Raw genomic sequence first — 14,211 nt, forward strand, 5'->3', positions numbered from 1 at the left:
GCTACCCAGTTGGTCGCGCCGGGACGGCTCAACCAGCGGCTTGGGCCACCTTGCGCTGTTCCGCCCTGTACTGCTCCGCGATGGCGGGCCGGAAGTCCGGCTCGGGAGTGCTGTCCAGCGCTACCTCCCACTGCGGCCTCTCCCCGGAGAGCGCCCACGCGGCCTGGACGGCGGCTCCCCGGGCCACGTACTCGCCGGGGCTGGGAATCAGGACGGGCAGGTCGAAGACCTGGGCCGCGATCCGCTGGACGGCAGGGTTCTGCACGGCGCCACCGATCAGGAGCAGCCGCTCGGCCGGATGACCGAGCGCACGGAGCGCGTCCAGTCCCCCTGCCAGCCCGCACAGCATTCCTTCGACGGCGGCCCGCGCGAAGTTGCTGCGCGTGGTCGACGCGATGCTGAGCCCGGAGAAGCTCGCCGTGGCATGTGGCAGGTTGGGCGTCCGCTCCCCCTCGAAGTAAGGAACCAGCACCACGCCGCCCGCCCCGGGTTCCGCCTCCAGCGCCAGCCGGGACAGCTCGTCGAAGTCCACTCCGAGCAGCCCGGCAATGGACGTCAGCACGCGCGCCGCGTTGAGGGTCACGGTAATGGGAAGGAACAGCCCGCTCGCGTCCGCGAAACCCGCCACGGTGCCGCTCGGGTCGCCGATCGGAGTGTCGGAGACGGCGAACACTGTCCCGCTGGTGCCCACCGATACGACGACGTCCCCAGGCCGGGCGCCCAGGCCCAATGCCGCTGCAGCGTTGTCCCCCGCTCCGGCGCCCACTTGGACAGCCTGCCCCGGCAGGATGGACTCCCCCGCGATGGACGGGTGGACGGAACCGGGTGAAGCGCCGGGTTCCAGCACACGCGGCAGGATCACCTCACCGCCGGCGTTACCGGCTCCGTCCGAAGCCTCAACAGCCTCCCGGCCAAAAGCCAGGCGGAACAGCTCCAGGTCGTATTCGCCGGTGGCGGGGTTCCAGTAGCCCGTGCCGCTGACATCGGAGCGGTCCGTGGTGAGCTGCTCCAGCTCAGGCCCGAGAGGGCTGGTGTCCGCGGGGCCGTAGCCCCGCAGCCGCCACGTCAGCCAGTCATGCGGAAGCACGACGGCGGCCACCCGGCTGGCGATGTCCGGCTCGTTGTCGCGGACCCACCGGATTTTGGTGACAGTGAAAGAGGCCACCGGAACCAGGCCAGTCCGCTTGGCGTAATCCGAAGCGCCCACCTCTTCGGTGAGTGCTGCGGCGGCTTGTGCCGAGCGGGTGTCGTTCCAGAGCAGCGCGGGCCGCAGCACGTTGCCGTCCGCGTCCAGCAGCACCATGCCGTGCTGCTGGCCTCCCACGGAAACCGCACTGACCCCGGAGAGCCCGCCGGCGTCGTCGAACGCTGCGGACAGCGCCCGCCACCAGTGGTCCGGGTGGACTTCGGTACCTTCGGGATGGCCGGCACGGCCCTCCCGGACCAGGGCACCGGTAGCCGCATCGAGAACCACCACCTTGCAGCTTTGGGTCGAGGAGTCGACCCCGGCAACCAACGACACAGGAAAAGCCGTTGACATCGGAACAGCCGCCACGGGATCAGCGCGCGCCGAGCAGGTGTTCGATGAACAGCTGCTGGAGCTTTACAAAACCGAAGCCCTTGCCGCCAAAGTAGGCATCGGCGTCGAAATCCTCGTAGGAGGAGCGGTCCGCGAGAAGCTGCTCGTAGCCTTCGCCCGGGTTGAGGGTGGGAACGTTGATCTCGGAAACCCGCGACGCCTCCAGGGCAGCCTGCACCTCGGGGTCGGCGCGGAAGGCCTTGGCCCGCTCCTTGAGCAGCAGGTAGGTCTGCATGTTGGCTGCTGCAGAATCCCAGACACCATTGATGTCCTCGGTGCGGCTCGGCTTGTAGTCGAAGTGGCGGGGGCCATCGTAGGCAGGCCCGCCCTGGGGACCGCCGTTCTCCAGCAGGTCCACGAGGGAGAAGGCGTTCTGCAGATCACCGTGGCCGAAGACGAGGTCCTGGTCGAACTTGATGCTGCGCTGGCCGTTGAGGTCGATGTGAAAGAGCTTGCCCTGGTATAGGGCCTGGGCGATGCCGTGGGTGAAGTTCAGCCCGGCCATCTGCTCGTGCCCGGTCTCCGGGTTGATACCGACCAACTCCGGCCGCTCCAGCGTCTCGATGAACGCCAGGGCGTGGCCCAGGGTGGGCAGCAGGATGTCGCCGCGTGGCTCGTTGGGCTTGGGTTCGATGGCGAAGCGGATGTTGTAGCCCTTGTCCGTCACGTAGTCGCCCAGCAGGTTCACGGCCTCGCGGTAGCGCTCGAGGGCGCCGCGGATGTCCTTGGCGGCATCGTACTCACTGCCTTCACGCCCGCCCCACATCACGAAGGTTTCCGCGCCGAGTTCTGCTGCCAGGTCGATGTTCTCCAGGACCTTGCGCAGGGCGAACCGGCGTACGCCGCGGTCATTGCTGGTGAAGCCGCCGTCCTTGAAGACCGGGTGGCTGAACAGGTTGGTGGTGATCATGGGCACCACCATGCCGGTGGCCTTCAGCGCGCCGGTCAGCCGGTCGATCTCCCGCTGCCGGTCAGCGGCGGAGCAGCCGAACGGGAAAAGGTCGTTGTCGTGGAAGGTGATGCCGTAAGCGCCCAGGTCACTGAGGCGGTTGATGGCCTCCACCGTGTCCAGCGGCGGCCGGGTGGCGGACCCGAACTGGTCCTGCGCCTCCCAGCCGATGGTCCAAAGGCCGAAGGAAAACTTGTCTTCACGCGTGGGCTGAATCGCCATTGAGTGCTCCCGGTTGGTGTGGAGGGGAAATGTTCCACAAACAAACATATTCGAATCCGCGTGGCTGTCAAGGTTTTTTCCGGGACTTCATGGACGCTCGGGGGAGCAAAACACGCTATCTTCTGACACCCGATCGGTGTTATGTTCTCGGAAACACCAAAAAACGAAGGGCTGGCCATGGTTAGCGAAGCAGGAACCAAGCTGCACACCGAGCAGTACAACTGGGCCGGCAATCTCAGGTATGCCGCCGCCGAGCTCCGGGAGCCGGCAACCGTTGCCGATCTCCAGGACCTGGTTGCCGCTGCACCAAAGCTCCGCGCCCTCGGTTCCCGGCACTCTTTCAACCGCATTGCAGACACCCCGGGCGTCCTGGTGTCGCTGGAGCACCTCGCACCCGCTATCGACGTTGACCCGGCCTCCATGACAGTAACCGTGAGCGGCGGCACCAGGTACGGAACCCTCGCCGCGGAGCTGCAGCGGCAGGGCTACGCCCTGCACAACCTCGCTTCCCTCCCCCACATCTCGGTGGCGGGCGCCGTCGCCACCGCAACCCACGGATCAGGTGACCGCAACGGGAACCTGGCCACCGCCGTCGCCGGGCTTGAAATTGTCACGGCCGACGGCGGGATACTCACCGCCCGCCGCGGCGACGCCGGCTTTGACGGCATGGTGGTGAACCTGGGCGCCCTGGGCGTGGTCAGCAGCCTGACGCTGGACATCGAACCCACGTTCGCCGTGTCCCAGACGGTGTTCGAGGACCTGGACTGGGACCGGGTGCTGGAAAATTTCGACGACGTGACCTCCTCGGCGTACAGCGTCAGCCTCTTCACCGACTGGAGCGGGGACAGGATTGCCCAGGCGTGGCTGAAGTCCCGGGCGGCGGCGGACCCGGAAGCGGAGCCGAAGCAGACGGCATTCTTTGGGGGCAGCCCTGCCACCGAACCCAGGCACCCGATCGCCGGCGTCCCCGGAACAACCTGCACGCAGCAGTTTGGCGTACCCGGCCCGTGGTCCGACCGGCTGGCCCACTTCCGGATGGAATTCACCCCCAGCAAGGGCGATGAACTCCAGAGCGAGTACCTGGTCCCCCGTGAACATGCCGTAGACGCCATCCAGGCAATGCGCCGGCTGTCCCATCTGGTGACGCCGCTGCTGCTGGTTTCGGAAGTCCGCACCATGGCGGCGGACAGCCTCTGGCTGAGCCCGAACTATCACACCGACGGCATTGGCCTGCACCTCACCTGGCGGCAGGACCAGCCCGCCGTCGAGGCCGTACTTCCCGTGATCGAGGCCGAACTGGCGCCGTTCGGCGCCCGCCCCCACTGGGGCAAACTGTTCGACGGCGACGCCGCCAGCCTCGCGCCCCTGTACCCGCGCTTTGCCGACTTTAAGGCCCTCGCAGAGCGGCTCGATCCTGAGGGGAAGTTCCGCAACAGCTTCCTGGACCGGGCAGTTTTCGGCAGCTGATAGTGTTCCGATGATGCCTTCCCCTCGCCAACGGGCTGCCCCGACCGCCGCGCCCAGCGAGCTCGACCCCTCCCGCCGGAACAACCTGGCCCTGATCACGTCCCTGGTCCACCATCACCGCGTCCTCAGCAGGGCGCAGCTGACGCGAAGGACCGGTCTGAACAGGTCCACCGTGGGAACGCTGATCGGCCAGCTGGCCACCCTCGGCCTGGTGTACGAGACGGCGCCAACGGGTGAAGCCCAGGTGGGCCGGCCGAGCCCCGAGGTGCGCCCCAGCCCGTCCATTGCGGCCCTGGCCGTCTACCCGGAGATCGACGCCGTTACCATCGGACTGGTCAACCTCGGCGGCATCGTCCAGAAAAAAATCCGGTTCGCCACCGAACGGATCCCCAGCGCCCGGGAAGCGGTCAACATCGCCGCAGCCGTGATCGAGGGGATGCGCACAGAGCTGGACCACTCGTACCGGATCACGGGCATCGGCATAGCGGTGCCCGGCCTCGTGAACGCCGACGACGGGACGGTCCGCCATGCGCCGCACCTTGGCTGGCGGGACGAGCCCGTGGCGCGGATGCTGGCCGAGGCCACCGGCTACGCGTGCCAGGCCGCGAACGACGCCTCGCTCGCCGCCGAAGCTGAACTGATCTTTGGAGCAGGCGCCGGACGGGACAACCTCGTGTACCTGAACGGCGGGCCCAGCGGCATCGGCGGCGGGATCATTTCCGGCGGCAGGCTCCTGAGCGGCACCTCCGGTTACGCCGGGGAACTGGGCCATACCTTCGTCCGCACCGACGGCGCCGAGTGCCACTGCGGCGCCACCGGCTGCCTGGAAACCGAGGTCTCCCAGGGGCGGCTCTTCGAACTGCTGGACCTTCCCGGCGGCGACACGTCCCAGCTGGAACAGGCACTCCATGCATCAAGCAGCCCCGCCGTGACAGAAGAGATAATCCGCCAGCTGGGCTACCTGGCCATCACGCTGCGGAATACCGTCAACACCTTCAATCCGGAGGTGATCATCCTGGACGGCTTCCTGGGCGTGCTCTACGAACTGGCACCGTCCAGGCTCGATGAGCTGCTGCAATCGCAGGCTCTGGACGGTCCCGCCGGCCAGGCCAAGGTCCATCCTGCGGCGCTCGGCTCCAACCTGATGATGATCGGTGCGGCGGAACTCGGGTTCGCCCGGTTCCTCGCTGACCCCGCCGGGCTGGCTTCCGCCGCGGGATAGAGGCGGCGGAATTTGGTCCGGCGACAGCGCGTGGGACTTTCGTTGATAAAGTCAATGATTGTTTTTCACCACTAGTGGAGCTGGCAGGGCTATGCAGGAGATTAAAGTCGGTGCGTCGCGGCTGGGGGCCGCCAGGATCGGCAACGACGTCGGGCTGCTGCTGGCCAAACTGCACACGGCGGGCTCTCCGCTGAACAACCGGGCCCTCGGGGATTTCGGGTTGCGGGAACGCTCCTTCTGGGTACTGACGCTCGCCTGCAGCGGCCAGGAGCCGACCCAGCGGGAATTGGCCATGTTCCTGGGCCTCGACCCCAGCCAGGTGGTCAGCCTCGTGGACGACCTGGAGCGCCGGGGACTCGTGGAACGCTCTACCGGCAAGCAGGACAGGCGTGCCAGGATCATCGTCTCAACCGCGGAGGGCCGCCGCATCCACGCCAAGGCCCGGGCGGCGCTGGAAGCCTGCGAGCATGAACAGCTCACAGCGCTTTCGGAGTACGAAGCCGGACAGTTGAAAATGCTGCTGCGCAAGGCCCTGTGGGGCGGAGCGGACTGAGTCCCGCCCCGGGGATTCAACACAAAGAGGCCAGGTCCCGTCCGCTTGAGCGAACAGGACCTGGCCTCTTTCGCAACCTTTGCCGGTCAGTTTTCCAGGAGGGAAACGTCGCGGACGGCGCCCTTGTCCGCGGACAGGGCCATGGCTGCATAGGCGCGCAGTGCTGCCGAGACCTGGCGGTCCCGGTCCTTGGGCTTGTAACCGCCGTTGACCAACAGCTTTTCGCGGCGTTCGGCGAGGATCTCATCGGAGACCTCCAGCTGCATGGAGCGCTGGCTAATGTCGATGCTGATGATGTCGCCGTCCTCCACCAGGGCGATGGTGCCGCCGGAGGCGGCCTCCGGGGAGATGTGCCCGATTGACAGGCCGGAGGTGCCGCCGGAGAAGCGGCCGTCCGTGATGAGGGCGCACTTCTTGCCGAGGCCGCGGCCCTTGAGGAACGACGTCGGGTAGAGCATCTCCTGCATGCCCGGACCGCCCCTGGGGCCCTCGTAGCGGATGACCACCACGTCGCCTTCCTTGACGGTCTTGTTCAGGATCTTTTCCACGGCTTCGTCCTGGGACTCGCACACAACGGCCGGGCCCGAGAAGGTCCAGATGGACTCGTCCACGCCGGCGGTCTTCACCACAGCGCCGTCCACGGCCACGTTGCCGCGGAGCACGGCCAGCCCGCCGTCCTTGGAGTAGGCGTGCTCCACGGAGCGGATGCAGCCGCCCTCGGCGTCGGTGTCCAGGGAAGTCCACTCGTTCGACTGGGAGAACGCCGTGGAGGAGCGGACACCGCCGGGAGCGGCGCGCCACAGGGCCTTGGCTTCCTCGGTGGCCTTGCCGCCGCGGATGTCCCAGTCATCCAGCCAGCCGTCCAGGTCGGCGGAGTGCACGGAGTGGACATCCTTGTGCAGGAGGCCGCCGCGGTTCAGCTCGCCCAGCAGTGCGGGGATGCCGCCGGCGCGGTGCACGTCCTCCATGTAGTAGGTCTTGTCCTTGGCGACGTTCGGGGCCACCTTGGCCAGGCAGGGCACCTGGCGGGACTTGGCGTCCATCTCGGCCAGGCCGTAGTCCACGCCCGCCTCCTGGGCCGCGGCCAGCAGGTGCAGGATGGTGTTGGTGGAGCCGCCCATGGAAATGTCCAGGGCCATGGCGTTGTCGAAGGCCTTGGCGGTGGCGATGGAGCGGGGCAGCACGGAGTCGTCGTCGCCGTCGTAATAGCGCTTCACCAGGTCGACGACGGTGGCACCGGCCTTCTCGTACAGCGCCTTGCGCGCGGTGTGAGTGGCGAGCACGGAGCCGTTGCCCGGCAGGGAGAGTCCGATGGCCTCGGTGAGGCAGTTCATGGAGTTGGCGGTGAACATGCCGGAGCAGGAACCGCAGGTGGGGCAGGCGTTCTCCTCGATGAGGTTGATGTCAGCGTCGGAGATGGACTCGTCCACGGCGTCGGCGATCGCGTTCACCAGGTCAAGGGAACGCACGGAGCCGTCAGTCAAGGTCACCCGGCCGGCCTCCATGGGGCCGCCGGAGACGAACACGACGGGGATGTTCAGGCGCAGCGCGGCCATGAGCATGCCGGGGGTGATCTTGTCGCAGTTGGAGATGCAGACCAGGGCGTCGGCGCAGTGGGCGTTGACCATGTACTCCACGGAGTCGGCGATCAGGTCACGGGACGGCAGCGAGTAGAGCATGCCGGAGTGGCCCATGGCGATGCCATCGTCGACGGCGATGGTGTTGAACTCGCGCGGCACGGCGCCGGCAGCGAGGATCGCGTCGGAGACGATCCGGCCCACGGGGGCGAGGTGGGTGTGGCCGGGAACGAATTCGGTGAAGGAGTTAGCCACGGCGATGATGGGCTTGCCGATGTCTGAGTTGGCGACGCCGGAAGCGCGCAGCAGGGCGCGGGCTCCGGCCATGTTGCGGCCGTGGGTGACTGTTTTAGAGCGTAGTGCAGGCATGCCTACCATCCTGCATGGCCCTCCCGGCGACTGGAAGACGGTCCTGATACTAGTAGTGGGAGTACCAGAGTAATAGTATTTGGGGGTGCAGGGTACTGGAGCGCAGGGTTCGGAGAGACGCAAGGAACTGGGACTCTTCCTCAGAGCCCGGCGTGACCAGGCAGTGCGGGCCGAGTACGGCCTGCCGCCGATAGCCCGCAAGCGCGAACGCGGCCTGCGCCGGGAAGAGATCGCGTTCCTTTCCGGGGTGAGCGTCACCTGGTACACGTGGCTGGAGCAGGGCAGGGACATCAGTCCGTCCCGGCAGGTGCTGGAGTCCGTCTGCCGCTCCCTGCACCTTTCGGACACCGGCCTCGCGTATGTCCTGTCGCTCGGGGGCTACGCAACAGCGGCGCCGTCCAGCCCTGCTGCCGCCACGGCGCCGGCCCATGTTCAGCGGCTGATGGATGCGCTGGATCCCAATCCGGCGTTCGCGCTCTTTCCCGACTGGGGGGTTGCGGGGTGGAACACGGCCTATGCCGCGCTCTATCCAAATATCGCCAAGGTTCCTGCGCCGGACCGCAATCTTCTGTGGCTGGTCTTCACGGACCCCTATGTCCGCGACCTGCTTCCCGACTGGGACGTCACGAGCAAGCGCTTCCTGGCAGAATTCCGGGCCGAAACCGGACAGCGCCTGGGTGATCCCGACATCAAGTACCAGGTGGAACGGCTCCAGGAGGCCAGCCCCGAATTCCGGGCAGCATGGGACCGGTACGACATCCTGGGCTTTGAATCCCGTGAGCGGCTGTTCCACCATCCGGCGGTGGGAGTCCTCCAGCTGGAGCATCACCAGCTTTCCCCCTCCGACCGGCCCGATCTCCACATTGTGGTGTACACCCCGGCTCCGGGAAGCGAGGCCAGCAACCAGATGCAGCGCCTCATGTCAGGCCCAGGGTAGCCAACAACACGCTGATTTGCCTTGCCGCGCGGGCAACTTGGGAGAATAATACTTAGCAATGCTAATTAGCTGAGCTAACCACATCCTGAGGAGGCGTCAGATGCCACCATCCCAAGCGGCAGACGCAGAAGCTCCCGCTTCCATCAGTCCGGATACCCTGGCGATCGACCTGCGGACCGCGGTCATGAGGACCTCCCGTCGACTGCGGGTCGAGGCCACGGGCGATGTCATCACCCCGGGCCAGTACACCGTCCTGGCCCAGCTCGACAGCCACGGCCCACACACGCCACGGGAGCTGGCTGACCGGGAGCACGTGCAGGCACCGTCGATGACGCGGATCGTGAACGCCCTCGCGGAACTGGGCTTTGTGTCGCGGTCAGCCCACCCGCAGGACGGCCGGCAGATCCAGGTCAGCATCACCCCCGCCGGGGAGGCTGCGCTGGAAGAAGCACGCGACCAGCGGACGGCCTGGCTGGCCCAGCGCGTCGACACCTTAAGCCCGGAGGACCGGCTTACCCTGAGCCGCGCGGCGCACATCCTCCAGGAGATGATTTCCCGATGAGTGCCACCTTCCGGGCGCTGCGGAACCCCAACTACCGGCTGTGGGCAGGCGGCGCCCTGGTCTCCAACATCGGCACCTGGATGCAGCGGGTGGCGCAGGACTGGCTGGTCCTGACAGTCCTCACGGATCATTCCGGCACCGCCGTCGGCATCACCACGGCCCTGCAGTTCCTTCCGATGCTGCTGCTCGGGCCGTACGCCGGCGTTCTGGCGGACCGGCACTCCAAGCGTGCGATCCTGTTGTGGACGCAGACGGCGATGGGCCTGTGCGGGCTGGTCGTCGGGCTCCTGGTGGTGACCGGTTCTGCGCAGCTGTGGCAGGTCTACGCTGCCGCCTTGTTCCTCGGGATCGCCAGCGCCATTGACGGGCCGGCCCGACAGGCCTTCGTCTCCGAACTTGTTGGACAGGACGACATCGCCAACGCCGTGTCCCTCAACTCCGCGTCCTTCAACACCGCCAGGCTTACCGGCCCTGCACTCGCAGGAATCCTGATCGCGTGGGCCGGCACCGGCCCCGTGTTCCTGCTCAACGCAGCCAGTTTCATCGCCGTGATCATCTCGCTGGCCCGCATCCGCAGATCAGAGTTGGCACCGGCCACACCGGCAGTCCGCGGCAAGCATCAGGTTGCGGAGGGCCTTGGCTACGTGCGCAGGCGCCCGGACCTGGTGCTCATCCTGGTCCTGGTGGCCATCCTCGGCGCCTTCGGCATGAACTTCCCCATCATCAACGCGCTGATGTCCACGGCGGAATTCGGCATGGGGCCGGGCGAATTCGGACTACTGGGCTCCATTATGGCCGTCGGAACCCTGTCCGGTGCGCTGCTTGCCGCCCGCAGGGCGCGGCCCCGCCTGCGCTACCTGCTGGGTGGTGCGCTGGGACTGGGCTTTTTCACACTGATCGCCAGCGTCTCGCCGTCGTTCTGGCTGTACGCCGCCGTCCTGGTCCCGGTGGGACTGGCCTCCCTGACCTTCCTGAACAGCTGCAACACAAGCATCCAGCTGTCAGTGGAGCCACAGTTCCGGGGACGGGTGCTTGCCCTCTACTTGGCAACGCTGCAGGGCGGCACCGCGCTGGGGGCCCCGCTCATGGGCTGGCTTGGCACCGCTTTCGGCGCCCGCTGGTCGGTGGCTGCCGGCGGCGCGGTGGTGCTGCTGGCCGGCTTGCTCGCAGTCGCCGTCGTGCTCCGGAACAGCCCCCTGTCCTGGCAGCAGCAGCTGTCCGCTTCCTTCCGGAGAAAGCGCGCGCCGCGCGGGCCCGGCGAGCCGGTCAGCCCTTCGCCGTGAGGGCGTACTCCAGAATGAAGTCGTTTTCCACTGAATCGCCCAGGGTGAATGACTTGGTCCCGACCTTGGTAAAGCCGGACTTCTCATAGAAGCGGATGGCCTTGGCGTTCTGGCTGTTAACGCCCAGCCAGACGCTGGCCGCTCCCTGGTCAGCAGCCCAGTCCAATGAGGCCTGCATGAGCATGGAGGCTGCGCCCCGTCCGTGATGGTCCGGGTGAACGTAGCACTTGCTCAGCTCTACGGACCGCTTTGCGGCCAGGGCGCGGAGCACGTCCGGGTCCGTTGCCTGCCGGTCGACGAGCAGGGTGTACCCGTCAAGCCGGCTGCCTTCCTCGAGCACCAGGATGGCGATCCTGCTGTCCGCGAGGTATTCCGCAAATTTCTCCTCGCTGAGCGTCCGCTTAAGGTGGAGCGCGATGTCTTCCGGCGAGGAGCCGGGCGGGCAGGCGAGCGGGAAAGTGAGCGCCGCCAGTTCAGCCAGGGCGGCAGCGTCGCTGGCCATGGCCTTGCGGATCATTGAAACTCCAAAGTGCTCGAACGGGCAGAAAACCAACGGAACGATTCTACGCCCGGCTCGGCTGGAGCCGCTTCCGCTGAGCCGTTCAGCTACCAGGTCAGCGGCCTTCGGTCACCTTGGGCTCGACCGCCCAGGCGAGGCGGTGCAAGAAACTGGCGGTCCGGCCCCTGAACCTGTTCCACGCTGCGGAGCGCGACTTCGCTTCCTCAACGACAGTCGGGGCCCCGGGCAGGGCGCTGGTGGCCAGGCTGTCAGAGCGGGACAGAAAGAGGGCCATCATGCCGGCGCTTTGCATATTTACTCCAGAGCGATGTCAAAAGGTTTGTTCTTGGGGGGAAGTCGAAGGGGTCCGGCGGAAGGCTTACGACGCCGTCTGTTCAGCGCGTCTGTTGCGTCGCCTTGGGGCCGTGCCCGGCTTTGCCGGACATTCGATCCCTTCCATTATTCCTGAGCGGTCAACCGGTTGACGAATCGAGACGTAGGTCACTAGGAACTTCGGCGGACCAGTGGGCGCCAAGTAGAGCCGGCGATAGAGCCGGCAGGCCAAGGGTTGCTGCGTCGGGTTGCAGGAATCAGCGGTGACCACCGCGTCCACGGAGGGCCCGTCGCCGGCCCTGCCACCGCCACCCCAAAGGATAGTCAGGACCGTCAGAAAACGGCGTTACCCCCGCCCCCTCGTTTCGAAATGATGAATAGCAACAGAAAGGTCCACATCGTTTGAATTGAGAGGGAAGATCATGACCCGGGAAGAAGCTTACGCAAGGTGCCCCCAAGACTCCTATGTCGAGTTCTATGGCGGCCGGTGGCTGGTTGTTCCGTTCGAGCCGGTTGAGCAGCCGCAGTTTTTCGTTTGCGCTCCGGGAAGTCTCCGGAGTTTTTAGCCCCGCCAATATTGCGCAGGGAAATTGACTGCGCAAAGTAATTACCAGGCAATATGTGCCAAATGGGATTATTTACTTCGCTGCCACAGTCCTTCAATTCCAGGTTAATGGCTGCTGCGGACGGTTGCGGGGGAGCAGACAAAGAAGGCCGGCTGTTCCACCTGCGCGAACGGCACTACGAGCCAGCGGCCGCCATAGAACTCGACATACGAGTCCGAGGTGCATCGTGCGAAGGCTTCCTCGCGTGTCATTGTCTTCCTCCATCAAGCCTTGGGGTACCGGGACGGCCACTGGAGTCAGAACAGCCCTGCGTGGAGTTCCGCTGAACCGGTGACCGTCACCTGCATTTCTTTCCTGTAGTAAAAGTACGCCAGCCAATTCCTTTAGGGGAGGGCTTTTCGCAAACTTCCATGAGAAATTCAGCGGCCCTTTTTGCCATTGCAATTAACATGCCTGAAACATGGAGTTAACATGCTGGAAACATGACTGCTGGTTTGCTAGGCGGGCTGGCGGGGAGTCAGGACGAAGAGACTCGCCAGCACCATGGCTATGCCAAGCCAGCCGAGAAGAGGCAGCCGTTCCCCCACGACGACGACGGCCAGTACGGCGGCGACAACAGTTTCCATAAGCGAAAGGCCGGTTGCGGTACTCGCGCGCACGCGCGCCAGTCCCCAACCGAAGAGGACGTAACCGGCAAACATGGGGACAAGCGCCATGTAGGCGCCCACGGAGAAGTTGCCCCACGACTCCAGGAGCGGCTGGCCGGTCATTGCGAGCACCGGCATCAGGAGCAGGCCGCCCAGGCCGAACACCGCACCCATGGCTGCCCGGGACGGCACTCCCCCGCTGATCAGGCGGTGGGCAGCCCACGAATACAGCGCGTAGGTGGTGCCGGCAACCAGCCCCAGCACAATTCCCGCCGGCACGGCCCAGGCTTCGGCAAGGACACCCGGCCGTTCTGCCGCCTCGCCGGCAAAGCACAGCAGTCCGGCCCCTGCCACCCCGATCAGCGCGCCGAGCATCCAGCGGCGGGTCAGCTCCTTCCGGTCTGCCACCCGCTCAATTACCGCCGACGCCAAAGGGGCCGAACCGATCGAGATGACTGTTCCAAGCGCGACGCCGGAAAGGTGCATGGAGCTGTAGAACGCAAGCGGGTACACCGCCACCGCCGCGGCCCCGAGGGAGACAAGGAGCCTTCGGTCCCGGAGTCTGGCCCAGTGGCCCGCGATTGGCCGGGCTGCGTACAGCGCCTGCAGCAGCCCGCCCACGCCCATCGCCACCGCACCGATCGCCAGTGGACTCACCGACGGCGCGAACGTGGCAACAGTTCCCGTGGTGCCCCAAAGGGTGGAGGCTCCGACGACGAAAACGGCGCCCAGGAGCGCGCCGTTCACCCGGCCAAGCGCCGCCCTCACAGCGCCTCCAGCATTCGGACGGCGATCAGCCGGGCCTCGCGCAGGCAACGGTCTTCGCCTTCAAGGCCGGCCCTGGCCATTGACCCCTCGAGCAGGAACGCCAGGTGCCGGGCCACCCTGCCGGCCTCAGCATCCTGCCGCGGCAGCAGCTCCGCCACATGCCGGCGCAGGAGGCCCTCGACCTCCTCCTTGTGTTGCCGCACGGCCTGCCTTCCGGGAGCGCCGGCAGGCAGTTCGGCGGCAGCATTGAGCAGGCCGCAGCCCCTGAATCCGTGCTCATACGCAAAGTTGGCGTGGTCGATGTAGGCGTCGAACACGGCGAGGACCCGGTCCTGCGGCGTCCCAGCCGCAGCAACCCGTTCACGGTACAGGGCGAGCCATTCCTCATGCCGGGCGGCCAGATAGGCCGCCACCAGGTCCGCCTTGGAGGCGAAGTTGTTGTAGAGGCTTTTCTTGGCCACGCCGGCGGCAGCCGTAATGGAGTCGATGCCGGTGGCCGCGACGCCGTCGGAGTAGAAGAGGCGGGCCGCAGCCTCAAGGAGCGATGCACGGGCAGGCCGCTTGGATGTTGATCGGTCTTCAGGTGAGGCCACGGCTATTCCTCCGGCAGTTTGGCAGTAGGTAGACCAGTCTACCTACCGACTAAGTCTACCGAAGGCTGCAGCCGTGCCCGGTACG

General features: G+C 66.4%; 14 protein-coding genes. 6 read left to right on the forward strand and 8 right to left on the reverse strand.

Annotated features, from left to right (window positions below):
- Positions 1-28 precede the first annotated feature (28 nt).
- Positions 29-1,540, reverse strand: a complete 1,512-nt coding sequence (gene xylB, locus BWQ92_RS09035; protein WP_076799219.1) for a xylulokinase — start codon at positions 1,538-1,540, stop codon at positions 29-31.
- Positions 1,541-1,559: 19 nt separating this feature from the next.
- Positions 1,560-2,750, reverse strand: a complete 1,191-nt coding sequence (gene xylA, locus BWQ92_RS09040; RefSeq protein WP_076799220.1) for a xylose isomerase — start codon at positions 2,748-2,750, stop codon at positions 1,560-1,562.
- Between the two features lie 177 nt (positions 2,751-2,927).
- Between xylA and BWQ92_RS09045 the strand changes: the two genes are divergently transcribed.
- The 3 genes from BWQ92_RS09045 to BWQ92_RS09055 all read left to right on the forward strand — a co-directional run bounded on the left by BWQ92_RS09045 (position 2,928) and on the right by BWQ92_RS09055 (position 5,992).
- Entirely contained in the window at positions 2,928-4,217 is a 1,290-nt protein-coding gene (locus BWQ92_RS09045) for an FAD-binding protein (protein WP_076803617.1), read from the forward strand.
- 10 nt (positions 4,218-4,227) lie between these two features.
- Positions 4,228-5,439, forward strand: a complete 1,212-nt coding sequence (locus BWQ92_RS09050) for an ROK family protein (protein WP_076799221.1) — start codon at positions 4,228-4,230, stop codon at positions 5,437-5,439.
- Positions 5,440-5,530: 91 nt separating this feature from the next.
- On the forward strand, positions 5,531-5,992 hold the full coding sequence (locus tag BWQ92_RS09055; protein ID WP_076799222.1) for a MarR family winged helix-turn-helix transcriptional regulator: 462 nt from the start codon (positions 5,531-5,533) through the stop codon (positions 5,990-5,992).
- Between the two features lie 86 nt (positions 5,993-6,078).
- Here the strand turns inward: BWQ92_RS09055 and ilvD are convergent, their stop codons facing one another.
- On the reverse strand, positions 6,079-7,938 hold the full coding sequence (gene ilvD / locus BWQ92_RS09060) for a dihydroxy-acid dehydratase (protein WP_076799223.1): 1,860 nt from the start codon (positions 7,936-7,938) through the stop codon (positions 6,079-6,081).
- An 85-nt stretch (positions 7,939-8,023) separates the two neighbouring features.
- Between ilvD and BWQ92_RS09065 the strand changes: the two genes are divergently transcribed.
- The 3 genes from BWQ92_RS09065 to BWQ92_RS09075 all read left to right on the forward strand — a co-directional run bounded on the left by BWQ92_RS09065 (position 8,024) and on the right by BWQ92_RS09075 (position 10,720).
- Positions 8,024-8,875, forward strand: a complete 852-nt coding sequence (locus BWQ92_RS09065; protein WP_076799224.1) for a helix-turn-helix transcriptional regulator — start codon at positions 8,024-8,026, stop codon at positions 8,873-8,875.
- Positions 8,876-8,975: 100 nt separating this feature from the next.
- Positions 8,976-9,437, forward strand: a complete 462-nt coding sequence (locus BWQ92_RS09070; protein ID WP_076799225.1) for a MarR family winged helix-turn-helix transcriptional regulator — start codon at positions 8,976-8,978, stop codon at positions 9,435-9,437.
- Positions 9,434-10,720 carry an MFS transporter gene (locus tag BWQ92_RS09075; RefSeq protein WP_076799226.1) on the forward strand — a complete coding sequence of 429 codons (1,287 nt, stop codon included), beginning with the start codon at positions 9,434-9,436 and terminating at the stop codon, positions 10,718-10,720. Before BWQ92_RS09070 ends, BWQ92_RS09075 begins: the two co-directional genes overlap by 4 nt.
- Here BWQ92_RS09075 and BWQ92_RS09080 read toward each other — a convergent pair.
- The 5 genes from BWQ92_RS09080 to BWQ92_RS09095 form a co-directional block, all read right to left on the reverse strand.
- Complete coding sequence (locus tag BWQ92_RS09080) at positions 10,704-11,237, reverse strand: GNAT family N-acetyltransferase (protein WP_076799227.1); 534 nt, start codon at positions 11,235-11,237, stop codon at positions 10,704-10,706. The two genes, BWQ92_RS09075 and BWQ92_RS09080, sit on opposite strands and share 17 nt — an antisense overlap.
- Before the next feature lie 97 nt (positions 11,238-11,334).
- Complete coding sequence (locus tag BWQ92_RS09085; protein ID WP_236783155.1) at positions 11,335-11,517, reverse strand: hypothetical protein; 183 nt, start codon at positions 11,515-11,517, stop codon at positions 11,335-11,337.
- 705 nt (positions 11,518-12,222) lie between these two features.
- The gene (locus tag BWQ92_RS23500; RefSeq protein WP_157365123.1) at positions 12,223-12,369 is read right to left on the reverse strand and encodes a hypothetical protein; all 147 of its coding nucleotides are present in this window, start codon (positions 12,367-12,369) and stop codon (positions 12,223-12,225) included.
- Positions 12,370-12,615: 246 nt separating this feature from the next.
- The gene (locus tag BWQ92_RS09090) at positions 12,616-13,533 is read right to left on the reverse strand and encodes a DMT family transporter (RefSeq protein ID WP_076799229.1); all 918 of its coding nucleotides are present in this window, start codon (positions 13,531-13,533) and stop codon (positions 12,616-12,618) included.
- A complete protein-coding gene (locus BWQ92_RS09095) occupies positions 13,530-14,126 on the reverse strand; it encodes a TetR/AcrR family transcriptional regulator (RefSeq protein ID WP_076799230.1) in 597 nt (198 codons plus the stop codon). Before BWQ92_RS09095 ends, BWQ92_RS09090 begins: the two co-directional genes overlap by 4 nt.
- Positions 14,127-14,211: the final 85 nt, after the last annotated feature.

The organism is Arthrobacter sp. QXT-31 (assembly GCF_001969265.1).
Taxonomy (GTDB): Bacteria; Actinomycetota; Actinomycetes; order Actinomycetales; family Micrococcaceae; genus Arthrobacter.

Excerpts from the sequence above, each read along its gene's own strand:
- xylA (WP_076799220.1), bottom strand. The coding sequence starts at position 2,750 with ATGGCGATTCAGCCCACGCGTGAAGACAAGTTTTCCTTCGGCCTTTGG.
- BWQ92_RS09050 (WP_076799221.1), top strand. The coding sequence starts at position 4,228 with ATGATGCCTTCCCCTCGCCAACGGGCTGCCCCGACCGCCGCGCCCAGC.
- BWQ92_RS09045 (WP_076803617.1), top strand. The coding sequence starts at position 2,928 with ATGGTTAGCGAAGCAGGAACCAAGCTGCACACCGAGCAGTACAACTGG.
- BWQ92_RS09070 (WP_076799225.1), top strand. The coding sequence starts at position 8,976 with ATGCCACCATCCCAAGCGGCAGACGCAGAAGCTCCCGCTTCCATCAGT.
- BWQ92_RS09080 (WP_076799227.1), bottom strand. The coding sequence starts at position 11,237 with ATGATCCGCAAGGCCATGGCCAGCGACGCTGCCGCCCTGGCTGAACTG.
- BWQ92_RS23500 (WP_157365123.1), bottom strand. The coding sequence starts at position 12,369 with ATGACACGCGAGGAAGCCTTCGCACGATGCACCTCGGACTCGTATGTC.
- ilvD (WP_076799223.1), bottom strand. The coding sequence starts at position 7,938 with ATGCCTGCACTACGCTCTAAAACAGTCACCCACGGCCGCAACATGGCC.
- BWQ92_RS09075 (WP_076799226.1), top strand. The coding sequence starts at position 9,434 with ATGAGTGCCACCTTCCGGGCGCTGCGGAACCCCAACTACCGGCTGTGG.
- BWQ92_RS09085 (WP_236783155.1), bottom strand. The coding sequence starts at position 11,517 with ATGATGGCCCTCTTTCTGTCCCGCTCTGACAGCCTGGCCACCAGCGCC.
- xylB (WP_076799219.1), bottom strand. The coding sequence starts at position 1,540 with ATGTCAACGGCTTTTCCTGTGTCGTTGGTTGCCGGGGTCGACTCCTCG.
- BWQ92_RS09055 (WP_076799222.1), top strand. The coding sequence starts at position 5,531 with ATGCAGGAGATTAAAGTCGGTGCGTCGCGGCTGGGGGCCGCCAGGATC.